This is a genomic window from Pseudomonas frederiksbergensis (assembly GCF_001874645.1).
In the GTDB taxonomy this organism is placed as follows: Bacteria; Pseudomonadota; Gammaproteobacteria; order Pseudomonadales; family Pseudomonadaceae; genus Aquipseudomonas; species Aquipseudomonas frederiksbergensis_B.
Genome location: NZ_CP017886.1, coordinates 3,307,848 through 3,331,828, shown reverse-complemented (window position 1 = coordinate 3,331,828; position 23,981 = coordinate 3,307,848). Strand labels below are relative to the sequence as shown.

Here is a 23,981-nt window from a genome sequence, read left to right as displayed (position 1 = left end):
GCCCATGAAGGAGCAACCATGAGCCTGCCCAATCCCGCCGAACTGATCAGCCAGATGGCGACCCGCCTTGACGCCTATCTGGCCAAACGGGGCATCAGCGAACCGCGCTACATCGGCATTCGTACCGGTGGCGTGTGGGTCGCTCAGGCCTTGCTCGAAGAACTTGGCAGCAATTCGCCACTGGGCACACTGGATGTTTCCTTCTACCGCGACGACTTCAGCCAGAGCGGCCTGCACCCACAGGTGCGCCCCTCAGCGTTGCCGTTCGAAATCGAAGGCCAGCACCTGGTGCTTATCGACGACGTGCTGATGAGCGGTCGGACCATCCGCGCCGCCATGAACGAACTCTTCGATTACGGCCGCCCGGCCAGCGTCACCTTGGTGTGCCTGCTCGATCTGGATGCCGGCGAACTGCCAATCCGTCCGAACGTGGTCGGCGCCACCCTGTCGCTGGCGGCCCACGAACGGGTCAAGTTAACCGGTCCTGACCCGCTGCAACTCGAACTGCAAGACCTCGCCCTTTAATTCGCCCTTTTAAAGAGTCCATTGCGATGACGCCTCTAGACACCAAGCGCCCGCTGCAGCTCAATGATCAGGGCCAGCTGCGCCACTTCCTCTCACTCGACGGTCTGCGCCGCGAGTTGTTAACGGAAATCCTCGACACCGCCGACTCGTTCCTTGAAGTCGGTGCCCGGGCGGTAAAGAAAGTCCCGCTGCTGCGCGGCAAGACCGTGTGCAACGTATTCTTCGAAAACTCCACCCGCACCCGCACCACCTTCGAACTGGCGGCCCAGCGACTGTCGGCGGACGTGATCACCCTGAACGTGTCCACGTCGTCTGCGAGCAAAGGCGAAACCCTGCTCGACACCCTGCGCAACCTTGAAGCCATGGCCGCCGACATGTTCGTCGTGCGTCACGGCGACTCTGGCGCTGCGCACTTCATCGCCGAACATGTGTGCCCGCAGGTGGCAATCATCAACGGTGGTGACGGCCGTCACGCCCACCCGACCCAGGGCATGCTCGACATGCTGACCATCCGTCGGCACAAAGGCAGCTTTGAAAACCTTTCCGTGGCCATCGTCGGCGACATCCTGCACTCGCGGGTTGCACGCTCGAACATGCTCGCGCTGAAAACCCTCGGTTGCCCGGACATCCGCGTGATCGCGCCGAAAACCCTGCTGCCGATCGGAATCGAGCAGTACGGCGTGAAGGTCTACACCGACATGACCGAAGGCCTGAAGGACGTCGACGTAGTGATCATGCTGCGCCTGCAGCGTGAACGCATGACTGGCGGCCTGCTGCCGAGCGAAGGCGAGTTCTATCGCTTGTTCGGCCTGACCACCGCACGCCTGGCCGGCGCCAAACCGGATGCCATCGTCATGCATCCGGGCCCAATCAACCGGGGCGTCGAGATTGAATCGGCGGTGGCCGACGGTCCGCACTCGGTGATTCTCAATCAGGTGACCTACGGGATCGCCATTCGTATGGCCGTGTTGTCCATGGCCATGAGCGGGCAGACTGCCCAGCGCCAATTCGAGCAGGAGAACGCCCAGTGAAGCTCAGCATTCTCGGCGCCCGCGTCATCGATCCAAGCAGCGGCCTGGATCAAGTCACCGATATCCACATCGAAGCCTGCAAGATCGTCGCCATTGGTGCCGCTCCAGCCGGTTTCATCGCCGTCGACACCATCGAGGCCAAAGGCCTGGTGGTCGCTCCCGGCCTCGTCGACCTGAACGTCGCCCTGCGCGAACCGGGTTACAGCCGCAAAGGCACGATTGCCAGCGAAACCCGCGCCGCTGCCGCTGGCGGCGTCACCAGCCTGTGCTGCCCGCCACGGACCAAGCCGGTGCTGGACACCTCGGCCGTGGCCGAGCTGATCCTCGACCGCGCCCGCGAGGCCGGTAATGCCAAGGTCTTCCCGATTGGCGCCCTGAGCAAAGGCCTGGACGGCGAACAGCTGGCCGAGCTGATCGCCCTGCGCGATGCCGGTTGCATTGCTTTCGGCAACGGTCTGGAGAGTTTCCGCAACACCCGTACCCTGTGCCGGGCGCTGGAATACGCGGCAACATTCGACCTGACAGTGATCTTCCATTCGCAGGATCATGACCTGGCCGAAGGTGGCCTGGCTCACGAAGGTCCGACCGCGAGCTTCCTCGGTTTGCCGGGGATTCCCGAAACGGCTGAAACCGTGGCCCTGGCCCGTGACCTGCTGCTGGTCGAGCAGACCGGCGTGCGCGCGCACTTCAGCCAGCTCACCAGCGCCCGTGGCGTGGCATTGATCGCTCAGGCTCAGGCCCGTGGCCTGCCGGTGACGGCCGATGTGGCGCTGTATCAACTGATCCTCACCGACGAGGCGCTGATCGACTTCAACAGCCTGTATCACGTCCAGCCGCCACTGCGTACCCGCGCTGACCGCGATGGCCTGCGTGCCGCCGTGAAGTCCGGGGTGGTTCAAGCCATCTCCAGTCATCATCAGCCTCACGAGCGCGACGCCAAGCTGGCACCGTTCGGCGCGACCGAGCCGGGCATCAGCAGCGTTGAACTGCTACTGCCGCTGGCCTTGACGCTGGTGGAAGACGGCTTGCTCGATCTGCCGACACTGCTGGCACGCCTGAGTGCCGGCCCGGCCGACGCCCTGCGCCTGCCAGTGGGCAAGCTGGCGGTGGGCGCTCCAGCGGATCTGGTGGTGTTCGATCCAGCCGCGTCCACCGTGGCCGGTGAACACTGGCTGTCGAAGGGCGAAAACTGCCCGTTCCTCGGCCATAGCCTGCCGGGCGTAGTGCGCTACACCCTGGTGGACGGACGGATCAGTCACCAGGCGTAAAACACGAAAAGATCGCAGCCTCTGTAGGAGCTGCCGCAGGCTGCGATCTTTTGACCTTGCTTAACGGCTCTGCGCGTTGCGCACGGAAATCTGGTCATTCAACGTCCAGAAGTCATACAGCACCCCCAGAAAGAACAACCCGCCGGTCACCAGGTACAGCAGGCCCGTCAGCCACTTGCCTTGGTACATGCGGTGCAGACCGAACACACCCAGGAAGGTCAGCAGGATCCAGGCAACGTTGTACTCGATAGGGCCGGCGGTAAAACGCAGGTCCGCTTCACGGTCCATGGACGGGATCAGGAAGGCGTCGATCAACCAGCCAATGCCCAACAACCCGAAGGTGAAAAACCAGATCGTTCCGGTGACCGGTTTGCCGTAATAGAAGCGGTGAGCCCCGGTAAAACCGAAAATCCACAGCAGGTAACCGATCACCTTGCTGTGAGTGTCCTGGCGTGAAACATCCTGACGATAGGTGTTCATGGGTTCCCTCATTTGCCTCGATAGATAAATATTCTTGAATTCTTTGTGACTTTTTTACAGGCGACCGACATGTGGCAAATGTTACCTTGTCTCCCGTCAAAGCCTTGTAACACCTGACTTCTGTCCGACAGTTGCGTCCATTTACCGCATCTTTAGTTCCGTTGCCCTCCAGGTTGAATCGACCAACGGCCTCGGAAAGGACAAAAAAGCTGTTATAAAGTTGCGCGCTTCCCCATATAGAGCCTTGCCTAATGCGTCCATTTTTCAAGACATGGCTAACCATTTGCCTATTAATGCCACTGGCCGCCCACGCCACCAATCGTGAGCAACGTCTTCCGAACGTGAATGGTTACACCCCTAAATCTCATGTTTCTGCCGTTACCAGCAAAAACAAGCATGGTGTAAAAGGTCTGACTCACCTGAGCAAGGCCGACAGCAAACTGGTCCCGCCGATGGGGGCCAAACAAAGCAGCAATGTACTGAGCCGTGCGGTAAACGTGCTCGGCACTCCTTATCGTTGGGGCGGCAGTAGCCCAAGTAAAGGGTTCGATTGCAGCGGGCTGGTGAAATACGCTTTCAATGGCGTGGGTGCCGCTGATCTGCCACGCACCTCCAACGCCATGGCCGCCGGTCACGGACAGAAAGTCGAGCGCAAGGACTTGAAGCCGGGCGACCTGATTTTCTTCAATATCAAGAGTCGCAAGGTCAACCACGTCGCCATTTACCTGGGCAACGACCGCTTCATCCACGCACCGCGTCGTGGCAAGTCGGTGACCATCGACACCCTGAAGAAACCGTACTGGGAAAGCCACTACGTGGTTGCCAAGCGGGTTCAAACGAAAGAATCGAAAACCCTGCGTATCGCTCAGCGCTGATCCGACACAAGATCAAAAGATCGCAGCCTCCGGCAGCTCCTACGGAATATGAAATCCGCGTAGGAGCTGCCGGAGGTTCGGGCCGCGTTCGGACGATCTTTTTGTTTTGGGCCCGAAACCTCAGAAATCAGAAATTATCCGGTGAACGCGCCTTCTCCCGCGCATGCTCGCGACTGATCAGGCCTTTGCTCACCAGATCCTTCAAGCACATATCCAGCGTCTGCATCCCCAGCGAAGCCCCGGTCTGAATCGACGAATACATCTGTGCAATCTTGTCTTCGCGAATCAGGTTACGGATCGCCGAGGTGCCAAGCATGATTTCATGGGCCGCCACCCGGCCACCGCCGACTTTCTTGATGAGGCTCTGGGATATCACTGCCTGCAATGACTCAGAGAGCATCGAACGCACAATCGACTTCTCGTCACCCGGAAATACGTCCACTACTCGATCAATGGTTTTCGCTGCCGAGTTGGTGTGCAGGGTGCCGAATACCAGGTGTCCGGTCTCGGCCGCCGTCAGCGCCAGGCGGATGGTCTCCAGATCGCGCATCTCCCCCACCAGAATCACGTCCGGATCTTCGCGCAATGCCGAACGCAGTGCGGTGGCGAAACTGCGCGTATCGCGGTGTACTTCACGTTGATTGATCAGGCATTTGCGTGATTCATGGAGGAATTCGATGGGGTCTTCGATGGTGAGGATATGGTGATGCCGGTGGTTGTTGAGGTAGTCGATCATCGCCGCCTGGGTGGTCGACTTACCGGAACCGGTGGGCCCGGTGACCAATACCAGCCCACGAGGGACATCGGTAATACGGCGAAACACATCCCCCATGCCCAACTCTTCCATGCTGAGGATTTTCGAGGGAATGGTCCGGAACACCGCGCCCGGGCCGCGATACTGATTGAACGCATTGACCCGAAAGCGCGCCACACCCGGCGCGTCGAAGGAAAAGTCGGTCTCCAGCGCCTGCTCGAACTCCACCCGCTGCCTGTCGTTCATGATCGCGTAGATCAGCTCGCGCACCTGCTTGTCATCCAGTGCCGGCAGGTTGATTCGCCGCACATCGCCATCCACCCGGATCATCGGCGGCAGTCCCGCAGACAGGTGCAAGTCGGAAGCCCCTTGTTTGGCGCTGAAAGCCAGCAGCTCAGTGATATCCATAGCACTCCCCAATTCCAGTAGAATGCCGCGAACCTCAGACTGCCGGCGGCAAGTATCCCGGCCTGAAAAGTCGCCGAGCGATGATCAGGCAAGGCAAAAGTCGAGGAAGAAGCGGAGTTGACGTCAGTCAATGAGCATTCTGAGTCGACTTTTAACGCGGCATGATCGAGCGCAGGCACTTTTAAGGTGGGATTGAATGTTCACGATAGCAGACAACATAGCCTTGGTTCAGATACGCATCCGCGCAGCGGAGCTGGCCGCGCAACGTGCCGAACACAGCGTCCAACTGCTGGCGGTGAGCAAGACCAAGCCCAGCGATGCCGTGCGTGAAGCCTACGCCGCCGGCGTGCACGACTTTGGTGAGAACTATCTGCAGGAGGCCTTGGGCAAACAGCTCGAGTTGGCCGACCTGCCCTTGATCTGGCACTTCATCGGCCCCATTCAATCGAACAAGACGCGCGCTATCGCCGAGAACTTTGCCTGGGTGCATTCCGTGGATCGCTTGAAAATCGCACAACGCCTGTCCGAACAACGTCCAGCCGAACTGCCCCCCCTGAACATCTGTATTCAGGTCAATGTCAGCGGTGAAGCCAGCAAATCCGGCTGCACCCCGGCCGATCTACTCGCGCTGGCCAATGCCATCAGCGCGTTGCCGCGGTTGAAACTGCGCGGATTGATGGCAATCCCGGAACCGACTGAAGATCGCGCCGCTCAGGACGCAGCCTTTGCGACCGTGCAAACGCTACAAGCCAGCCTGAACCTGCCACTCGACACACTTTCCATGGGCATGAGCCATGACCTTGAGTCGGCCATCGCCATGGGCGCCACTTGGGTGCGCATCGGCACAGCCCTGTTCGGCGCCCGCGCCCCTGGTCATCAATAGCCGGCCAGCCTTGAACAATGGCCCACACCCCTCTCTATAAGGACCTGACATGAGCAAGACACGTATTGCCTTTATCGGTGCCGGCAACATGGCCGCCAGCCTGATCGGCGGCCTGCGCGCCAAAGGTCTGGACGCTGCGCAGATCCGCGCCAGCGACCCGGGCGCTGAAGCCCGCGCACGGATAACCGCCGAACACGGCATCGAAACATTCGCCGACAACGCCGACGCCGTTCAAGGCGCAGACGTGGTCGTACTGGCGGTCAAACCCCAGGCGATGAAAGCCGTGTGTGAAGCACTGCGTCCAAGCCTTGCACCGAATCAACTGGTGGTGTCGATTGCGGCCGGGATCACCTGCGCCAGCATGAACAACTGGCTCGGCGCTCAGCCGATCGTGCGTTGCATGCCGAACACCCCGGCGCTAGTGCGTCAGGGTGTAAGCGGTTTGTACGCCACAGCCCAAGTGACTGCCGAACAGCGTCAGCAGGCCCAAGAGCTGCTGTCAGCGGTCGGCATTGCCCTGTGGCTGAACGAAGAGCAGCAACTGGACGCGGTCACCGCCGTGTCTGGCTCGGGCCCTGCGTACTTCTTCCTGCTGATCGAAGCCATGACCGCCGCTGGCGAGAAGCTTGGTCTGCCTCGGGAGATTGCAGCCCAGCTGACTCTGCAAACCGCGCTGGGCGCCGCACACATGGCGGTCGCCAGTGATGTCGACGCCGCCGAGTTACGCCGTCGCGTGACCTCGCCAGCAGGCACCACCGAAGCCGCCATCAAAACCTTCCAGGCCGGTGGCTTCGAAGCCCTGGTCGAAAAAGCATTGGGTGCCGCCGCACACCGCTCGGCCGAGATGGCCGAACAATTGGGTCAATAAGGAGCCATACATGATTGGATTGAACACTGCAGCGGTGTACGTGCTGCAAACCCTTGGCAGCCTGTACCTGCTGATCGTGTTGCTGCGCTTTGTGCTGCAACTGGTGCGCGCCAACTTCTACAACCCGCTCTGCCAATTCGCCGTGCGCGCCACTCAACCGCTGCTCAAGCCTCTGCGCCGGATCATTCCGAGCCTGTTCGGCCTGGACATGTCGTCACTGCTGCTGGCGATTCTCGTGCAACTGGCGTTGATGGCCCTGACCCTGCTGCTGACCTACGGCACCACCGGTAACCCGCTGCAACTGCTGATCTGGTCGATCATCGGCGTGACCGCGCTGTTCCTGAAGATCTTCTTCTTCGCCCTGATCATCAGCGTGATCCTCTCCTGGGTCGCCCCGGGCAGCCATAACCCGGGGGCCGAGCTGGTCAACCAGATCTGCGAGCCGGCCCTGGCGCCGTTCCGCAAGATCCTGCCAAGCATGGGCGGCCTGGATATCTCGCCGATCCTCGCGTTCATGGTGCTCAAGCTGCTGGACATGCTGGTGATCAACAACCTCGCCGCCATGACCATGATGCCGGAAATCCTGCGTCTGCTGATCTGATCCCGGTCTTTCTGAATGAGTTGGTTTCGCTGGGACGGGGATGACCTGATCCTCGAATGTCACCTGCAACCTGCGGCCCGCAGCGATGAATTCGCCGGGCTGCACGGTGATCGCTTGAAAATCCGCCTGACCGCCCCACCCGTCGAAGGCAAGGCCAACGCCTGCCTGATGGCGTTTCTGGCCAAGGCGTTTGGCGTATCCAAGAGCCAGGTGAGCCTGATCAGCGGGGAACTGAACCGGCAGAAGCGGGTTCGGATCAATGCACCCAAAAAGCTCCCCGATTTGCCCGAGTTAATGCGACTGCCTGGCTGACCGTGTCATCGTTCATCGCGAGCAAGCTCGCTCCCACAGGGGAATGCATTCCAATGTGGGAGCGAGCTTGCTCGCGAATGGCGCACCTTGGTCTAGCTGAATGAAATGAGGCCCGCCCTTTGCTTGCTGCTAACCACAGCGGTCTTTAGACTTACGCCTCATTTCAACGAGAGCAGGGTCGATGCCAACTGCCTTTCCCGCCGATTCTGTTGGTCTGGTGACGCCGCAAGTGGCGCACTTCAGCGAGCCACTGGCCCTTGCCTGCGGCCGCTCATTGCCAGCTTATGACCTGATCTATGAAACCTACGGCACGCTGAACGCCACGGCGAGCAACGCCGTGCTGATCTGTCATGCCTTGTCCGGTCACCATCATGCCGCCGGTTTTCACAGTACCGAAGACCGTAAACCCGGTTGGTGGGACAGCTGCATCGGCCCGGGCAAACCGATCGACACCAACAGGTTCTTCGTCGTCAGCCTGAACAACCTCGGCGGCTGTAACGGCTCCACCGGCCCGAGCAGCATCAACCCGGACACCGGCAAGCCGTTCGGCGCCGAATTCCCGGTGCTGACCGTGGAAGATTGGGTTCACAGTCAGGCGCGTCTGGCGGACCGGATCGGCATCAACCAGTGGGCCGCCGTGATCGGCGGAAGCCTGGGCGGCATGCAAGCGATGCAGTGGAGCATCACTTACCCTGACCGCATCCGTCACTGCCTGGCCATTGCTTCGGCGCCGAAACTCTCGGCGCAGAACATCGCCTTCAACGAAGTGGCGCGTCAGGCGATCCTCACCGATCCGGAGTTCCATGGCGGCTCGTTCCAGGAACAGGGCGTGATCCCCAAGCGCGGGCTGATGCTGGCGCGGATGGTCGGGCACATCACCTACCTGTCGGACGATTCCATGGGCGAGAAATTCGGCCGTGGCCTGAAGAGTGAAAAGCTCAACTACGACTTCCACAGTGTCGAGTTTCAGGTCGAGAGCTACCTGCGTTATCAGGGCGAAGAGTTTTCCGGGCGTTTCGACGCCAACACCTACCTGCTGATGACCAAAGCGCTGGACTACTTCGATCCGGCGGCGAACTTCGACGATAACCTGGCAAAAACCTTCGCCGGCGCCAAAGCCAAGTTCTGCGTGATGTCCTTCACCACCGACTGGCGCTTCTCCCCCGCTCGCTCGCGGGAACTGGTGGACGCACTGATGGCTGCCAAGAAAGACGTTTGCTACCTGGAGATCGATGCTCCGCAAGGCCACGACGCCTTCCTGATTCCGATCCCGCGTTACTTGCAGGCGTTCAGTAATTACATGAACCGTATATCGCTTTGAGGAAGACATGAGAGCCGATCTGGAAATCATCCAGGAATGGATCCCCGCCGGCAGCCGCGTGCTCGACCTCGGTTGCGGTGACGGCGAGCTGCTGACCTGGCTGCGCGACAACAAGCAAGTGACCGGCTACGGTCTGGAAAACGATGCGGACAACATCGCCGAATGCGTGGCCAAGGGCATTAACGTCATTGAGCAGGACCTGGACAAGGGCCTGGGCAACTTTGCCAGCAACAGTTTCGACATCGTGGTGATGACCCAGGCCCTGCAGGCCGTGCATTACCCGGACAAGATCCTCGACGAAATGCTGCGGGTCGGTCGTCAGTGCATCATCACCTTCCCCAACTTCGGTCACTGGCGCTGCCGCTGGTACCTGGCGAGCAAGGGCCGGATGCCGGTTTCGGAGTTTTTGCCATACACCTGGTACAACACGCCGAACATCCACTTCTGCACGTTTGAAGACTTTGAAGCCCTGTGCCGCGAACGTGAAGCCAAGGTCATCGATCGGCTTGCCGTCGATCAACAACACCGACACGGGTGGGCCAGTAAGCTATGGCCTAATCTATTAGGTGAGATTGGCATCTACCGCGTCAGCAGTCCTGGTCTGCAGGATCACCAGGTAGCGGTTTAACGAGGTTTTTCGAGGAGAGCGATCATGGGTCGTCTAGCCCTGCTTCTATTAACAGCCTGCCTGAGCGTCAGCATCATGGCCGCCGAAGCCATCAAAGGCGAGCGCCAGGAAACCTTCGGTGACATGACGGTGCACTACAACACCTTCAATTCCACCTACCTGCAACCGGACATCGCCAAAGCGGCAGAGCTGGTCCGCAGCAAGAATCAGGGCGTGATCAATGTATCGATCATCAAGGGCGACAAACCCGTGATAGCCCAGGTCAGTGGCACGGTAAAAGACCTGACCAGTAAAAGCGTCCCGCTGAAGTTCAAACAAATCACCGAAACAGGTGCGGTCTACTACATCGCCCAGTTCCCGGTGGATCAGCAGGAAGTCCGCACCTTCGAAATCAATGTGCAAACCGGCGACAAAATCAACACCATCAATTTCAACCAAGAGCTCTTCCCCGGCGAATGATCAACTTCACGCAACTCGTATTGGCCAGCCATAACGCCGGCAAACTCAAAGAACTCCAGGCCATGCTCGGCGAATCGGTGCACCTGCGCTCGATTGGCGAGTTCAGCAGCGTCGAGCCTGAAGAAACCGGCCTGTCGTTCGTCGAAAACGCCATCCTCAAAGCCCGTAATGCTGCGCGTATCTCCGGTTTGCCAGCGCTGGCCGATGATTCGGGGCTGGCGGTAGACTTCCTCGGCGGTGCGCCAGGCATCTATTCGGCGCGCTATGCCGACGGCCAGGGCGACGCGGCGAACAACGCCAAGCTGCTCGAGGTGCTAAAAGACGTACCTGAAGCCGAACGCGGTGCGCAGTTTGTGTGCGTGCTGGCGCTGGTACGCCACGCCGATGATCCGCTGCCGATTCTCTGCGAAGGTCTGTGGCACGGGCGCATCCTGACCGAAGCCAGCGGTGAGCACGGTTTTGGCTACGATCCGCTGTTCTGGGTGCCGGAGCGCAACTGCTCCAGTGCAGAATTGAGCCCGGCCGAGAAAAACCTTCTCAGCCACCGCGCCCGTGCAATGGATTTGCTGCGCCAACGTTTGAGCCTGAAATGACCCACGATTCATCGGCGTCGCCGCTGATCTTCGGTGGCGCGCAATCGCCCCGCGCGGCCCTGCCTCAGTTGCCGCCGCTGGCCTTGTACATCCACATTCCGTGGTGTGTGCGCAAATGCCCTTATTGCGACTTCAACTCCCACACTGCCAGCCCTGTGCTGCCGGAAGAAGAGTATGTGGACGCCCTGCTGGCCGACCTCGATCAAGACCTGCACGCGGTTTACGGCCGCGAGCTGAGCTCGATTTTTTTCGGCGGCGGCACGCCAAGCCTGTTCAGCGCGCAAGCGTTGGGCCGCCTGCTCAAAGGCGTGGAACAGCGAATCCCGTTTGCCAGCGACATCGAGATCACCCTGGAAGCCAACCCCGGGACCTTCGAGCAGGAGAAATTCGTCGCGTACCGCGCCTTGGGCATCAATCGCCTGTCGATCGGCATCCAGAGCTTCCAGCAAGAGAAACTCATGGCCCTGGGCCGGATCCACAACGGCGATGAAGCGATTCGCGCCGCTGGCATGGCCCGCCAGGCCGGGTTCGACAACTTCAACCTGGACCTGATGCACGGCTTGCCCGATCAGTCCCTGGACGATGCGCTGGACGATCTGCGTCAGGCCATCGCACTGAAGCCGACTCACTTGTCCTGGTATCAGCTGACGCTGGAGCCGAACACAGTGTTCTGGAATCAACCGCCGACGCTGCCGGAAGACGACACCCTGTGGGACATTCAAGAGGCCGGTCAGGCGCTGTTGGCCGAACACGGTTACGCCCAATACGAAGTGTCGGCGTATGCCCAACCCGGTCGTCCGGCGCGGCACAACCTCAATTACTGGAGCTTCGGAGACTTCATCGGCATCGGTGCCGGGGCCCACGGTAAGCTCAGCCATCCGGACGGACGCATTGTCCGCACCTGGAAGACTCGCCTGCCGAAGGACTACCTCAACCCGGCAAAAAGCTTTCAGGCGGGTGAAAAAGCCCTGACCAACGAAGAGCTGCCGTTCGAGTTCCTGATGAATGCCCTGCGCTTGACCGAGGGTGTCGAGGCGCGCCTGTATCCAGAGCGCACTGGCCTGACACTGGAAAGCCTTGCCGAAGGCCGTCGCGAGGCCGAACAAAGTGGCTTGTTGCAGGTCGAACCGTCACGTCTGGTGGCAACGATGCGCGGACAATTATTCCTCAATGACTTGCTGCAGAATTTTCTGAGCTAATTTTTCTGATCAAAGGGAAATCGAATGGATTTGGTACTGGATCTGCTTGCCACCGTGTCCCGCTGGAGCCGTAGCAACCTGTCGGAAATCGCCCTGGCGCTGGTGGGCTGCCTGCTGGTGCTGTTTGGCGCCGATATCAAAGGCTGGGTCGATCAACGCCTGGGCAGTATCGCGGGCGCCTTGCGCGTCCCGTTGATGGCCCTGCTGTGCATGATCGGCAGCGGCGCCGCACTGATCTACGCCACGCCGTGGATTGTTCGCGGCCTGAGCCAGTTCAACAACTACAGTCTGGCGCCGGTGTTGCTGGTGGTGCTGGTGTTGATTGGGGTCGTCGCAGACCGCCGCTGATTCCGAGCCACACACAAAACAAATGTGGGAGCGGGCTTGCTCGCGAAGAGGCCGTAACATTCAACATATCTGTTGACTGTTACACCGCCTTCGCGAGCAAGCCCGCTCCCACATTGGGTATAGCGTTATGGCTTAGGACTGTTTTTCGAACTTTAAATCCCACACGCCATGCCCAAGACGTTCGCCGCGGCGTTCGAACTTGGTGATCGGGCGCTCGGCCGGACGCGGCACGCACTTGCCGTCTTCGGCGAGGTTGCGGTAGCCCGGCGCGACGTTCATCACTTCCAGCATGTACTCGGCATACGGTTCCCAATCGGTGGCCATGTGCAGCACACCGCCGACTTTCAACTTGCTGCGCACCAGTTCAGCGAACGACGCCTGGACGATACGACGCTTGTGGTGACGGCTCTTGTGCCACGGGTCCGGGAAAAACAGCATCAGACGATCGAGGCTGTTATCGGCCACGCAACGGTTGAGCACTTCGATCGCGTCGCAATCGTAAACCCGCAGGTTAGTCAGGCCTTGAGTCAGCACGCCGTTAAGCAGCGCGCCGACACCTGGGCGGTGCACTTCAACGCCAATGAAATCCTGATCCGGCGAGGCCGCGGCCATTTCCAGCAGCGAATGGCCCATGCCGAAACCGATTTCCAGCGAGCGTGGTGCCGAGCGACCAAACACCTGGTCGAAGTCCACCGGCGCGTCGGCCAGCGGCAGGACGAACAACGGCGTGCCCTGCTCCAGGCCCTTTTGCTGGCCTTCGGTCATGCGCCCGGCGCGCATCACGAAACTCTTGATACGGCGGTGTTGGCGCTCTTCGCCTGCTTCCGTCTGGGTAGGCGTGTCGTTCGATTCAGTCATCAATGGCTCTTACTTGATCAGACCATCCAGCGGCGAGGAAGCGCTGGCATAGAGTTTTTTCGGCATGCGCCCGGCGAGGTACGCCAGACGACCTGCCACAATGGCGTGTTTCATGGCTTCAGCCATCATGATCGGCTGCTGGGCGTGGGCGATGGCAGAGTTCATCAGCACCGCTTCGCAACCCAGTTCCATGGCGATGGTCGCATCGGAAGCCGTACCGACACCGGCATCCACCAGCACCGGCACCTTGGCTTCTTCGAGGATGATCTGCAGGTTGTACGGGTTGCAGATCCCCAGGCCAGTGCCGATCAGGCCAGCCAACGGCATGACCGCGATGCAACCCATTTCCGCCAGTTGGCGCGCGATGATCGGGTCATCACTGGTGTAAACCATCACGTCGAAACCTTCCTTGACCAGCACTTCGGCGGCCTTGAGGGTTTCGATCACGTTGGGGAACAGGGTTTTCTGGTCCGCCAGCACTTCCAGCTTCACCAGGTTATGGCCGTCGAGCAGCTCACGGGCCAGGCGGCAGGTGCGCACGGCTTCAACCGCGTCATAGCAACCGGCGGTGTTCGGCAGGATGGTGTAGCGATCCGGCGGCAAGATATCGAGCAGGTTCGGCTCACCCGGATTCTGGCCGATGTTGGTCCGGCGCACGGCGACGGTGACAATCTCGGCGCCCGAGGCTTCGATGGCCAGGCGGGTTTCTTCCATGTCACGGTACTTGCCGGTACCTACCAGCAAACGCGACTGGTAAGTACGACCGGCCAGGATGAAAGGCTTATCGCTGCGAAGGTTGCTCATCGGAAATCCTCTGTTGGGGTGAGGTTCTGCAGAATGCGTGTGGGCGCGGGAATCGCCTGCGGGCTACTAGCCGCCACCGATGGCGTGAACCACTTCGACTGAATCACCTTCAGTGAGCGTGGTTTCTGCGTGCTGGCTGCGCGGGACGATATCCAGATTGAGTTCGACCGCCACCCGGCGTCCGGTCAGTTCCAGACGGGTCAGCAGGGCCGCAACGGTTTCACCGTCGGGCAGTTCAAGGGATTCGCCGTTCAACTGAATGCGCATGCCGGATGCCGCCATCATTTTTAGGGGCCAGCATTCTAGCCCGATCAGTCAGGCCGACCCAAGCCATTCGTCTTGAAACCAGATTCTGTAGGAGCTGCCGAAGGCTGCGATCTGTTGATGTTCAAAGAGCAAGATCAAAAGATCGCAGCCTTCGGCAGCTCCTACAAGGTCAGCTAAGGCGCCAGGCGGCGATCCCCAGGCACAGCCAGCCCACGAGGAACGCCAGACCGCCGAACGGCGTAACGATGCCAAGCTTGCTGACACCGGTCAGGGTCAGCAGGTACAGGCTGCCGGAAAACAACAGGATTCCAATGGCAAATGATACGCCGGCCCAGGTGATCAAACGCCCGGGAATCTGCGCGACCAGCAGTGCTACGCCCAGCAGTGCCAGGGTGTGCACCAACTGGTAGGTGACGCCAGTGTGGAAAATCGCCAGGTATTCGGCACTCAGACGATCTTTCAGGCCATGAGCGGCAAACGCGCCCAGGCCCACACCGGTGAAACCGAAGAAAGCGGCCAGCATCAGAAAGCCACGCAGCATGGGGAACTCCAGTCAGAATCATTCAATAAGGTCTGTATAATGGCCCGCTCGACGGGTTCGGCCAAGCCATCTCTATGCTGCGTTTATTGTTCCGCTGCTTCACAAAAGCCCTGCTCTGGTTCGCGGGCGGCAGCGTGTTGCTGGTGCTGGTGTTTCGCGTCGTTCCGCCTCCGGGGACGGCGCTGATGGTCGAGCGCAAGATCGAATCCTGGGTCGATGGCGAGCCTATCGACCTGCAACGCGACTGGCAGCCGTGGGAGAACATCTCCGATGACCTGAAGGTCGCGGTGATGGCCGGCGAAGACCAGAAATTCCCCGAGCACTGGGGTTTTGACTTCGGCGCGATTCAGGCCGCGCTGGCCCACAACGAACTCGGCGGCTCGATCCGTGGTGCCAGCACCCTGAGCCAGCAAGTCTCGAAGAACCTGTTCCTGTGGTCCGGTCGCAGCTGGCTGCGCAAAGGGCTGGAAGCCTGGTTTACCGGACTGATCGAAGTGTTCTGGCCCAAGCAGCGGATTCTTGAGGTATACCTCAACAGCGTGGAATGGGATGACGGCGTATTTGGCGCCGAAGCGGCTGCCCGGCATCACTTTGGCGTGAGTGCCCGGTCGCTGAGCCGTCAGCAAGCCAGTTTGCTGGCCGCAGTACTGCCAAACCCGCGGGTCTGGAGCGCCAGTCATCCAACCAGCTATGTTGCAAGACGGGCGGGCTGGATTCGGCAGCAGATGAGTCAGTTGGGCGGGGATAGCTACCTGACAGGGCTCAATGATTCGCGCCGGGCACCGTGGACCCAGTGATTTAACACGGCGAAAAGATCGCAGCCTGCGGCAGCTCTACAGGGGTTCACATATTCCGGTGTAGGAGCTGCCGCAGGCTGCGATCTTTTGATCTCCAAACAAAAACGCCCCGATCAATGATCGGGGCGTTTTTTTATTGCGTTGCCGCTTAAGCAGCAATCGACAGCTTGAGCTTGTTCATCGCGCTCTTCTCGAGCTGACGAATACGCTCGGCCGACACGTTGTACTTCTGCGCCAGGTCGTGCAGCGTGGCTTTTTCTTCTGCCAGCCAACGCTGGTAGAGGATATCGCGACTACGGTCGTCCAGCACTTCCAGCGCTTCGTGCAGGTTGTGGGTGGAGTTGTCTGTCCAATCGGCATCTTCCAGTTGACGGGCCGGATCGTACCGGTGGTCTTCCAGATAGTTGGCCGGCGACTGGAAAGCGCTGTCGTCGTCCGCTTCGGCGGCCGGGTCGAAGGCCATGTCGTGGCCGGTCAGGCGGCTTTCCATCTCGCGCACTTCCCGCGGCTCTACGCCGAGGCTTTCAGCCACGCGATGGACTTCCTCGTTGTTCAGCCACGCCAGACGTTTTTTCTGGCTACGCAGGTTGAAGAACAGTTTGCGCTGGGCCTTGGTCGTGGCGACCTTGACGATGCGCCAGTTGCGCAGGATGAATTCGTGGATTTCAGCCTTGATCCAGTGCACCGCAAAGGACACCAGACGCACGCCCATTTCCGGGTTGAAACGCTTGACCGCTTTCATCAGGCCAACGTTGCCTTCCTGAATCAGGTCAGCCTGGGCCAGGCCGTAGCCGGAATAGCTACGGGCAATATGTACAACAAAACGCAGGTGGGCGAGCACCATCTGCCGAGCCGCCCCCAAATCCTGCTCATAGTAGAGACTCTCGGCCAGTTCACGCTCCTGCTCCGGTGTCAGCAATGGAATGCTGTTCACCGTGTGCACATAAGCCTCCAGGTTTGCGCCTGGGACCAGAGCATAAGCAGGTTGCAAAGAAGTGGTCATACGAAAAAACCTCCGACTCACATAACTTGTGCAGTTCAGCACTGCGAAAATTGACCGGAAACCGAAGAACAAGTTCCCCTACACGCTGAAAGGTCATACAAGCAAAAAGACGCTACTTCGGTGCGAGCTCTCTCAAATGGCGCGCTACCGCAATCCAGGCACCGATATACCCCAACAGCACCGCGCCTAGCAAGAGTGACAGACCATCGGCTACCGGCACCCCGGCCAACGCGAAATTACTGCCATACAAGCCGGCCAGCCCAACCACTGCGTCATTCAGCCAGTTCAGGCCGAACGCCAGGACACCCCAGGAAAGAATCCCCGCACCGAAGCCATAAAGCGCACCCATGTACAGAAAAGGCCTACGTACATAGCTGTCAGTGCCGCCGACGAGTTTAATCACTTCTATCTCTGTGCGGCGGTTTTCAATATGAAGACGAATGGTATTGCCTATCACCAAAAGTAATGCAGACACCAAAAGCACCGTCAGACCGAAGACAAACCGCTCGCCCAGCTTGAGGATGGCCGCCAAACGCTCGACCCAGACTAGATCAAGTTGCGCCTGTTGTACCTTCGGCAATTCGGAAAGTTTTTGTCTTAATGCTTCAAGGGTCGCCTTGTCGACTTCGTTCGGAGTGACCAGCACCACGCCAGGCAACGGGTTCTGCGGAAGCTCCTTGAGCGCCTCACCCAGACCGGACTGCTGCTGGAACTCTTCCAGCGCCTGTTCGCGACTGATGTATTCGGCATCGGCTACACCCGGCAGGCCTTTGATCTGCTCGCGCAGTTGCTCGCCTTCGTTGGCGCTGGCATCGATCTGCAGGTACAGCGATATCTGCGCCGCACGCTGCCAGGAACCGCCCAGACGTTCGACGTTGTTCAGCAGCAACGACAAGCCCATCGGCAAACTCAGGGCAACCGCCATCACCAGGCAGGTGAAAAAGCTGCCGATCGGCTGCTTGCCCAGACGCCGCAGGCTGTCCAGCAAACTGGCGCGATGGCTTTCGATCCAGGCGTGCAGCAAGGTGCTGAAGTCCGGGCCGTCGTCTTCGTCGCGTTTTTTCTTCTGTGGTTGCGGATCGGCAGCCTTCGGGGCTACGCGCTCGGAAACCTTCGGACTGCGTGTTGCACTCATACCCCGGCCTCCCCGTCGCCGATCAATCGGCCACGCTGCAAGGTCAGCATGCGATGGCGCATGCGGGCGATCAGCGCCAAATCGTGACTGGCGATCAGTACGCTGGTGCCCAGACGGTTGATGTCTTCAAAGACGCCCATGATTTCTGCCGCCAGACGCGGGTCGAGGTTACCGGTCGGTTCGTCTGCCAGCAGCAAGGCCGGGCGATGGACGATGGCGCGGGCAATGCCGACGCGCTGTTGCTGACCGGTGGACAGGTCGCCCGGGTAGAGATCGGTCTTGTCCGAGAGCGCCACACGCTCCAGAGCCGAATCCACTCGCTTGGCAATTTCAGCCTTGGACAAGCCGAGAATCTGCAACGGCAAGGCGACGTTGTTGAACACGGTGCGGTCGAACAGCAACTGGTGGTTCTGGAACACCACACCAATCTGCCGACGCAGGTACGGAATCTGTGCGTTGCTGATGGTGGCCAGGTCCTGCCCGGCCAGCAGCAGTTTGCCGGTGGTCGGACGCTCCATGGCCAGCAACAGCCGCAGCAAGGTACTTTTACCGGCGCCAGAGTGGCCGGTGACAAACAAGAACTCGCCCCGACGGACTCGAAAGCTCAGCTCATGCAAGCCGACGTGACCGTTCGGATAGCGCTTACCGACCTGTTCGAAACGAATCATGAACGCTCCCGCTCGGCAAACAGTGCCTGGACAAAGGGTTCTGCTTCAAAGGTACGCAAGTCATCAATGCCTTCACCGACACCGATGTAGCGAATTGGCAGACCAAACTGCTTGGCCAGGGCGAAAATCACCCCGCCCTTGGCCGTGCCATCGAGCTTGGTCAGGGCCAGGCCGGTCAGTTCGACCGTCTGGTTGAATTGTTTGGCCTGGTTGATGGCGTTCTGGCCAGTACCGGCGTCGAGCACCAACAGCACCTCATGCGGCGCATCGGCGTCGAGTTTGCTGATCACCCGGCGAACCTTTTTCAGCTCTTCCATCAGGTTGTCTTTGGTGTGCAGGCGACCGGCGGTGTCGGCGATCAGCACGTCAATCCCACGGGCCTTGGCGGCTTGTACCGCATCGAAGATAACCGAAGCCGAGTCGGCGCCGGTGTGCTGAGCGATCACCGGGATCTTGTTGCGCTCGCCCCAGACCTGCAATTGCTCGACCGCCGCGGCACGGAAGGTGTCACCCGCCGCGAGCATGACTTTCTTGCCTTCAAGTTGCAGCTTCTTCGCCAATTTACCGATGGTGGTGGTTTTGCCGGCGCCGTTGACGCCGACCACCAGAATCACGAACGGCTTGTTCTGCGAGGTGATTTTCAGCGGCTGCTCGACAGGCTTGAGCATGCTGGCAAGCTCGGCCTGCAAGGATTTGTACAGCGCATCGGCGTCGGCCAGTTGTTTGCGCGCGACCTTCTGGGTCAGGCTCTGGATGATCACCGACGTGGCTTCAACGCCGACGTCAGCGGTCAACAGGCGGGTTTCGATGTCTTCGAGCAGTTCGTCGTCGATCAGTTTTTTGCCGAGGAACAGGCTGGCCATGCCCTCGCCGATGCTGGCGCTGGTTTTCGACAGACCTTGCTTGAGGCGCGCGAAGAAGCCGGCTTTGGTTTCTTCGGTGCGAACCGGTTCGGCTTCCACCGGAGCCGTAACCGGAACGACCGGAGCTGGTGGCGTTACCGGTGCCGCTACGACTACCGGTGCCGGCGTTGGGACGGGTACCGGGGCAGGCTGTGGCGCAGGTTCTGGCACAACAAATGCCGCAATCACCGGTTCAGGCAGATCAGGCTCATCAACGATCAGCTGTTCAGCCGCCGGTTCGATGACGGGGACCGGCTCGACGACCAGCAGCTCGACGGCTTGCTGGACCACCGTCGGCGCAGGAATCGGTGGTGTGACATGCGGCGCCAGTTCGTCTTCAACCAGAGCCACCGGCTCTTCTGCCACCGGCAACGTCAACCACGGTGTGTGCGCGACTTCTGCCACTGGCGCAGGCTGTGGCTCGACCACCGGTTGCAGCACGGACTCGGCTATCGGCGAGACCACGGGGGCCGGCGCAACGGGCGCAGCTTCTATTACCGGCTCAGGCGCAATCTCGGAAAGTGGCTGTGGCTGTTCGACGACGGGTTCCTGCGGTTTTTTGCGCAGCCATCCGAACAGGCTTTTCTTCTCGCCAGCCGCAGCTGGGGTCTTCTTGTCGTCGTTGGAACCAAACATGGAGGACGGCTATCTCACGGTAGCGACGCGCCAATGGCGCCTCGGCAAATAAATATTCGATGCAGAACAGACTGCGTTTCACCCAGCTTGTTCGCGCGCAACATTTTGTCGAAGTGCTCAACAGCACCTCAAAAGTCGACTAATACAAAAGACTGGAACGGCATCGTCGGCGAAAACGCGGAGTTTAGCTGATAAACCCAAAGCTTCTTCCGCAAACCCATACAGCCTGCTGACCGATCAAAGGCCTGATAGGCGTGGCCGCCAGTAAAACGGATCAGTATCCTAGCACCCTCTAGCCCGCCGACGCTAAGACCACGCGGGCAGCCCAACAGGTTTAAAAACGAATGAATGCTCTAGCCCGCCGCGCTGCTGGCCTGCTGCTCAGCACAGTTTGTCTGCCCCTTTCAGCTTTGGCTGCCGACCCTCAACCGACCCACGAATTCACCCTCGACAATGGCCTCAAGGTCGTCGTGCGCGAAGACCATCGGGCGCCCGTGGTGGTTTCCCAGATCTGGTACAAGGTTGGCTCCAGCTACGAAACCCCGGGCCAGACCGGTTTGTCTCACGCCCTGGAACACATGATGTTCAAGGGCAGCGAGAAAGTTGGCCCCGGTGAAGCGTCGTTGATCCTGCGCGACCTCGGCGCCGAAGAGAACGCCTTCACCAGCGACGACTACACCGCGTATTACCAGGTGCTGGCCCGTGATCGCCTGGGCGTGGCCTTTGAGCTTGAAGCCGACCGCATGGCCAACCTGCGCCTGCCGGCCGACGAGTTCAGCCGCGAGATCGAAGTGATCAAGGAAGAGCGCCGCATGCGCACCGACGACAAGCCGATGGCCAAGGCTTACGAGCGCTTCAAGGCCATGGCCTACCCGGCCAGCGGTTATCACACGCCGACCATCGGCTGGATGGCTGACCTGGACCGCATGAAGGTCGAAGAGCTGCGCCACTGGTACACGTCCTGGTATGTGCCGAACAATGCCACGCTGGTGGTGGTCGGTGACGTAACCCCGGACGAAGTCAAAGCCCTGGCTCAGCGCTACTTCGGGCCGATCCCGAAGCGCGACGTGCCGCCGGCGAAGATTCCGCTGGAACTGGCCGAACCTGGCGAGCGCCAGATCACCCTGCATGTACAGACCCAACTGCCGAGCCTGATGCTGGCCTTCAACGTGCCGAGCATCGCCACTGCGCAAGACAAGCGCTCGGTCAATGCCCTGCGGTTGATTGCGGCGTTGCTTGATGGCGGTTACAGCGCGCGTATTCCGGCACAACTGGAGCGCGGCGAAGAGCTGATCTCCGGCGGTGCGTCGAGCTACGACGCCTACAGCCGCGGTGACAGCCTGTTTACCTTGTCGGCGACGCCGAACACCCAGAAACACAAAACCATGGCCCAGGCCGAAGCCGGTCTGTGGAAACTGCTCGAACAGCTGAAAACCACTGCCCCGTCGGCTGACGAAGTTGAACGGGTGCGCGCTCAAGTGATTGCCGGTCTGGTCTATGAGCGTGACTCGATCACCAGTCAGGCCTCTGCCATTGGTCAGCTGGAAAGCGTCGGTCTGTCGTGGAAGTTGATGGACACCGAACTCGCCGAGCTGCAAAGCGTGACCCCGGAAGATATCCAGAAAGCTGCCCGCACCTATTTCACTCGCGAACGTCTCAGCGTTGCGCATGTACTGCCACTGCCCGAGGAAGCCGCTCATGAGTGAGAGTAAAAAACCACGCCTGGCCCTGATCGGCCTGGTACTCGTCGCGCTGGTCGGCTCGCTCGGTTTTTACTTCAGCCGTTCGACCGAGACCAACGCCAGCGAAGCCCTCGATCAGGCCAAGGTCAGCAAAAAGCTGCAATCACTGACCGAACTCGACGGTAAAGCGCCGAGCCACCGCACGCTGGACGTGCAAACCTGGAAAACCGCTGAAGGCGCCAAGGTGCTGTTCGTCGCCGCCCCCGAGCTGCCGATGTTCGACATGCGCCTGATCTTCGCCGCCGGCAGCAGCCAGGACGGCGACAAACCAGGTCTTGCCGTGCTGACCAACGCCATGCTCAACGAAGGCATCGCCGGCAAAGATGTCGGCAAGATCGCTGAAGGTTTCGAAGGCCTGGGCGCAAGCTTCGGCAACGGTGCCTACAAAGACATGGCCGTCGCCTCGTTGCGCAGCCTGAGCGATGTGGATAAACGCACACCTGCCCTGAAGCTGTTCGCTGACGTCGTTGGCAAGCCGACATTCCCGGCCGACTCGCTGGCGCGAATCAAGAACCAGCTGCTCGCCGGTTTTGAGTACCAGAAGCAGAACCCCGGCAAACTGGCGAGCCTGGAGCTGATAAACCGCCTGTATGGCAACCACCCTTACGCGCACTCAAGCGACGGCAACGCGCAAAGTGTCCCGCCGATTACCGTGGCGCAATTGCGGGCCTTCCACGAGAAAGCCTACGCCGCAGGCAACGTAGTGATTGCACTGGTGGGTGACTTGTCGCGCAGTGAAGCCGAAGCGATTGCCGCACAGATGTCCGTCGCACTGCCAAAAGGCCCGGCGCTGGCGAAAATCGAACAACCGGTTGAACCAAAAGCCAGCACCGGTCACATCGAGTTTCCGTCCAAGCAAACCAACCTGATGCTTGCGCAATTGGGCATCGACCGTGACGATCCGGACTACGCGGCCGTCTCCTTGGGCAACCAGATCCTCGGTGGCGGTGGCTTCGGCACCCGACTGATGAGCGAAGTGCGGGAAAAACGCGGCCTGACCTATGGCGTCTACTCGGGCTTCACGCCGATGCAGGTCCGTGGTCCGTTCATGATCAACCTGCAAACCCGCGCCGAAATGAGCGAAGGCACGCTCAAACTGGTGCAGGACGTGCTCGCCGACTACCTTAAAACCGGCCCGACCCAGAAAGAGCTCGACGACGCCAAGCGTGAACTGGCCGGCAGCTTCCCGCTGTCCACTGCCAGCAACGCCGATATCGTCGGCCAACTGGGCGCCATGGGTTTCTATGACTTGCCGCTGAGCTACCTCGAAGACTTCATGCAGCAGTCCCAGAGCCTGACCGTCGAGCAAGTCACCGCGGCAATGAACAAACACCTGAGCACGGACAAAATGGTCATCGTTTCTGCTGGCCCGACCGTGCCGCAAAAGCCGTTACCGGCCCCAACTGACAAACCTTCCGAGCAGCCGCTCGGGGTTCCGGAGCATTAATGGCCAGCCCATCGCGTCCTAAAAAACCCGTTCACAACGTCCACAACGGTGTGAACCAATTGCGCATCATCGGCGGCGAATGGCGTAGCCGTCGCCTGAGCTTCCCTGACGCTCCGGGCCTGCGTCCGACGCCCGACCGCGTGCGTGAAACCCTGTTCAATTGGCTCGCGCCGTACGTTGCCGGGGCCAAAGTGCTCGACCCGTTTGCCGGCAGCGGCGCGCTGTTCCTTGAAGCGCTGTCCCGTGGCGCCGCCATGGGCCAGGCGCTGGACGCCAGCAGCCTGGCGGTTTCCAGCCTGAAAGAGCATTTGGGAACGCTGCGCTGCACCGTTGGCCAGGTGCAGACCGCCGACGCCTTGCGTTACCTGGAAACCCAGCCAGCGATCGCCTACGACCTGGTATTCCTCGATCCGCCGTTCAACCAGAACCTGTTGCCCGCCGTTTGTACACTGCTTGAAGAGCGCCAATGGCTGGCCGACGACGCATGGATCTACACTGAAAGTGAAACCGCGCCATCGACCCTCGGTCTGCCAGGGGGCTGGCGCCTGCACCGGGAGCAAAAATCCGGGCGGGTCTACTACGCGTTGTGGCACCGTACGGCAGAGATCGCCGGTTAATCCACCGGCCT

28 protein-coding genes are annotated in these 23,981 nt (G+C 60.2%); 18 read left to right on the top strand and 10 right to left on the bottom strand.

Going from position 1 to position 23,981, the window contains the following annotated elements:
• The first annotated feature begins 18 nt into the window (after window positions 1–18).
• From pyrR to BLL42_RS16000, 3 genes are read left to right on the top strand one after another with little or no spacing between them, the layout of a single operon-like run.
• Window positions 19–525 (top strand): bifunctional pyr operon transcriptional regulator/uracil phosphoribosyltransferase PyrR, encoded by a 507-nt coding sequence (gene pyrR / locus BLL42_RS16010; RefSeq protein WP_071552974.1) that lies wholly within the window; start codon window positions 19–21, stop codon window positions 523–525.
• A 26-nt stretch (window positions 526–551) separates the two neighbouring features.
• Window positions 552–1,556, top strand: coding sequence for an aspartate carbamoyltransferase catalytic subunit (locus tag BLL42_RS16005; protein ID WP_071552973.1), 1,005 nt, complete (start codon window positions 552–554; stop codon window positions 1,554–1,556).
• Window positions 1,553–2,824 carry a dihydroorotase gene (locus BLL42_RS16000; protein ID WP_071552972.1) on the top strand — a complete coding sequence of 424 codons (1,272 nt, stop codon included), beginning with the start codon at window positions 1,553–1,555 and terminating at the stop codon, window positions 2,822–2,824. The genes BLL42_RS16005 and BLL42_RS16000 overlap by 4 nt, the downstream gene beginning before the upstream one ends.
• 60 nt (window positions 2,825–2,884) lie before the next feature.
• Here BLL42_RS16000 and BLL42_RS15995 read toward each other — a convergent pair whose 3' ends face one another.
• Complete coding sequence (locus tag BLL42_RS15995; protein ID WP_071552971.1) at window positions 2,885–3,304, bottom strand: NINE protein; 420 nt, start codon at window positions 3,302–3,304, stop codon at window positions 2,885–2,887.
• A gap of 251 nt (window positions 3,305–3,555) precedes the next feature.
• Between BLL42_RS15995 and BLL42_RS15990 the strand changes: the two genes are divergently transcribed.
• Window positions 3,556–4,179 (top strand): C40 family peptidase, encoded by a 624-nt coding sequence (locus BLL42_RS15990; protein WP_071552970.1) that lies wholly within the window; start codon window positions 3,556–3,558, stop codon window positions 4,177–4,179.
• Window positions 4,180–4,306: 127 nt separating this feature from the next.
• On the opposite strand, the gene BLL42_RS15985 is transcribed toward BLL42_RS15990, so the two are convergent.
• Window positions 4,307–5,341: a type IV pilus twitching motility protein PilT gene (locus BLL42_RS15985; RefSeq protein WP_071552969.1), complete on the bottom strand. Its 1,035-nt coding sequence runs from the start codon at window positions 5,339–5,341 to the stop codon at window positions 4,307–4,309.
• A 196-nt stretch (window positions 5,342–5,537) separates the two neighbouring features.
• On the opposite strand from BLL42_RS15985, the gene BLL42_RS15980 reads away from it, so the two are divergent.
• The 10 genes from BLL42_RS15980 to BLL42_RS15935 all read left to right on the top strand — a co-directional run bounded on the left by BLL42_RS15980 (window position 5,538) and on the right by BLL42_RS15935 (window position 12,553).
• Window positions 5,538–6,224: a YggS family pyridoxal phosphate-dependent enzyme gene (locus BLL42_RS15980; RefSeq protein WP_071552968.1), complete on the top strand. Its 687-nt coding sequence runs from the start codon at window positions 5,538–5,540 to the stop codon at window positions 6,222–6,224.
• 49 nt (window positions 6,225–6,273) lie between these two features.
• Complete coding sequence (proC, locus tag BLL42_RS15975; protein ID WP_071552967.1) at window positions 6,274–7,092, top strand: pyrroline-5-carboxylate reductase; 819 nt, start codon at window positions 6,274–6,276, stop codon at window positions 7,090–7,092.
• Between the two features lie 10 nt (window positions 7,093–7,102).
• Window positions 7,103–7,693, top strand: coding sequence for a YggT family protein (locus BLL42_RS15970; RefSeq protein ID WP_071552966.1), 591 nt, complete (start codon window positions 7,103–7,105; stop codon window positions 7,691–7,693).
• A gap of 15 nt (window positions 7,694–7,708) precedes the next feature.
• Entirely contained in the window at window positions 7,709–8,005 is a 297-nt protein-coding gene (locus BLL42_RS15965) for a DUF167 domain-containing protein (protein WP_071552965.1), read from the top strand.
• 181 nt (window positions 8,006–8,186) lie between these two features.
• A complete protein-coding gene (gene metX / locus BLL42_RS15960) occupies window positions 8,187–9,326 on the top strand; it encodes a homoserine O-succinyltransferase MetX (protein WP_071552964.1) in 1,140 nt (379 codons plus the stop codon).
• Between the two features lie 7 nt (window positions 9,327–9,333).
• Complete coding sequence (gene metW, locus BLL42_RS15955; RefSeq protein ID WP_071552963.1) at window positions 9,334–9,954, top strand: methionine biosynthesis protein MetW; 621 nt, start codon at window positions 9,334–9,336, stop codon at window positions 9,952–9,954.
• A 24-nt stretch (window positions 9,955–9,978) separates the two neighbouring features.
• Complete coding sequence (locus BLL42_RS15950; protein ID WP_071552962.1) at window positions 9,979–10,413, top strand: DUF4426 domain-containing protein; 435 nt, start codon at window positions 9,979–9,981, stop codon at window positions 10,411–10,413.
• Window positions 10,410–11,006 carry an RdgB/HAM1 family non-canonical purine NTP pyrophosphatase gene (gene rdgB, locus BLL42_RS15945; RefSeq protein WP_071552961.1) on the top strand — a complete coding sequence of 199 codons (597 nt, stop codon included), beginning with the start codon at window positions 10,410–10,412 and terminating at the stop codon, window positions 11,004–11,006. The genes BLL42_RS15950 and rdgB overlap by 4 nt, the downstream gene beginning before the upstream one ends.
• Window positions 11,003–12,205: a radical SAM family heme chaperone HemW gene (gene hemW / locus BLL42_RS15940; protein WP_071552960.1), complete on the top strand. Its 1,203-nt coding sequence runs from the start codon at window positions 11,003–11,005 to the stop codon at window positions 12,203–12,205. Before rdgB ends, hemW begins: the two co-directional genes overlap by 4 nt.
• 24 nt (window positions 12,206–12,229) lie before the next feature.
• A complete protein-coding gene (locus tag BLL42_RS15935) occupies window positions 12,230–12,553 on the top strand; it encodes a DUF3392 domain-containing protein (RefSeq protein WP_071552959.1) in 324 nt (107 codons plus the stop codon).
• Between the two features lie 132 nt (window positions 12,554–12,685).
• Here BLL42_RS15935 and trmB read toward each other — a convergent pair whose 3' ends face one another.
• The 4 genes from trmB to BLL42_RS15915 form a co-directional block, all read right to left on the bottom strand.
• Window positions 12,686–13,411, bottom strand: a complete 726-nt coding sequence (gene trmB, locus BLL42_RS15930; RefSeq protein WP_071552958.1) for a tRNA (guanosine(46)-N7)-methyltransferase TrmB — start codon at window positions 13,409–13,411, stop codon at window positions 12,686–12,688.
• Between the two features lie 9 nt (window positions 13,412–13,420).
• Window positions 13,421–14,215: a thiazole synthase gene (locus BLL42_RS15925; RefSeq protein ID WP_071552957.1), complete on the bottom strand. Its 795-nt coding sequence runs from the start codon at window positions 14,213–14,215 to the stop codon at window positions 13,421–13,423.
• Between the two features lie 66 nt (window positions 14,216–14,281).
• Window positions 14,282–14,482 (bottom strand): sulfur carrier protein ThiS, encoded by a 201-nt coding sequence (gene thiS / locus BLL42_RS15920; RefSeq protein WP_167368541.1) that lies wholly within the window; start codon window positions 14,480–14,482, stop codon window positions 14,282–14,284.
• A 169-nt stretch (window positions 14,483–14,651) separates the two neighbouring features.
• Complete coding sequence (locus BLL42_RS15915) at window positions 14,652–15,023, bottom strand: DUF423 domain-containing protein (protein WP_071552956.1); 372 nt, start codon at window positions 15,021–15,023, stop codon at window positions 14,652–14,654.
• A 74-nt stretch (window positions 15,024–15,097) separates the two neighbouring features.
• Here BLL42_RS15915 and mtgA point away from each other — a divergent pair, with 74 nt between their 5' ends.
• Complete coding sequence (gene mtgA / locus BLL42_RS15910) at window positions 15,098–15,820, top strand: monofunctional biosynthetic peptidoglycan transglycosylase (RefSeq protein WP_071552955.1); 723 nt, start codon at window positions 15,098–15,100, stop codon at window positions 15,818–15,820.
• A gap of 148 nt (window positions 15,821–15,968) precedes the next feature.
• On the opposite strand, the gene rpoH is transcribed toward mtgA, so the two are convergent.
• The 4 genes from rpoH to ftsY form a co-directional block, all read right to left on the bottom strand.
• Entirely contained in the window at window positions 15,969–16,823 is an 855-nt protein-coding gene (rpoH, locus tag BLL42_RS15905; RefSeq protein WP_019694095.1) for an RNA polymerase sigma factor RpoH, read from the bottom strand.
• 112 nt (window positions 16,824–16,935) lie between these two features.
• Window positions 16,936–17,958, bottom strand: a complete 1,023-nt coding sequence (gene ftsX, locus BLL42_RS15900) for a permease-like cell division protein FtsX (RefSeq protein WP_071552954.1) — start codon at window positions 17,956–17,958, stop codon at window positions 16,936–16,938.
• Window positions 17,955–18,626, bottom strand: a complete 672-nt coding sequence (ftsE, locus tag BLL42_RS15895; RefSeq protein WP_019694097.1) for a cell division ATP-binding protein FtsE — start codon at window positions 18,624–18,626, stop codon at window positions 17,955–17,957. The genes ftsX and ftsE overlap by 4 nt, the downstream gene beginning before the upstream one ends.
• Window positions 18,623–20,164: a signal recognition particle-docking protein FtsY gene (ftsY, locus tag BLL42_RS15890; RefSeq protein WP_071552953.1), complete on the bottom strand. Its 1,542-nt coding sequence runs from the start codon at window positions 20,162–20,164 to the stop codon at window positions 18,623–18,625. Before ftsY ends, ftsE begins: the two co-directional genes overlap by 4 nt.
• Before the next feature lie 344 nt (window positions 20,165–20,508).
• Between ftsY and BLL42_RS15880 the strand changes: the two genes are divergently transcribed.
• The 3 genes from BLL42_RS15880 to rsmD are packed head-to-tail and all read left to right on the top strand — an operon-like array spanning window position 20,509 to window position 23,970.
• Window positions 20,509–21,870 (top strand): M16 family metallopeptidase, encoded by a 1,362-nt coding sequence (locus BLL42_RS15880; protein WP_071552952.1) that lies wholly within the window; start codon window positions 20,509–20,511, stop codon window positions 21,868–21,870.
• Entirely contained in the window at window positions 21,863–23,353 is a 1,491-nt protein-coding gene (locus BLL42_RS15875; RefSeq protein ID WP_071552951.1) for a M16 family metallopeptidase, read from the top strand. Before BLL42_RS15880 ends, BLL42_RS15875 begins: the two co-directional genes overlap by 8 nt.
• A complete protein-coding gene (gene rsmD, locus BLL42_RS15870; RefSeq protein WP_071552950.1) occupies window positions 23,353–23,970 on the top strand; it encodes a 16S rRNA (guanine(966)-N(2))-methyltransferase RsmD in 618 nt (205 codons plus the stop codon). The genes BLL42_RS15875 and rsmD overlap by 1 nt, the downstream gene beginning before the upstream one ends.
• Window positions 23,971–23,981: the final 11 nt, after the last annotated feature.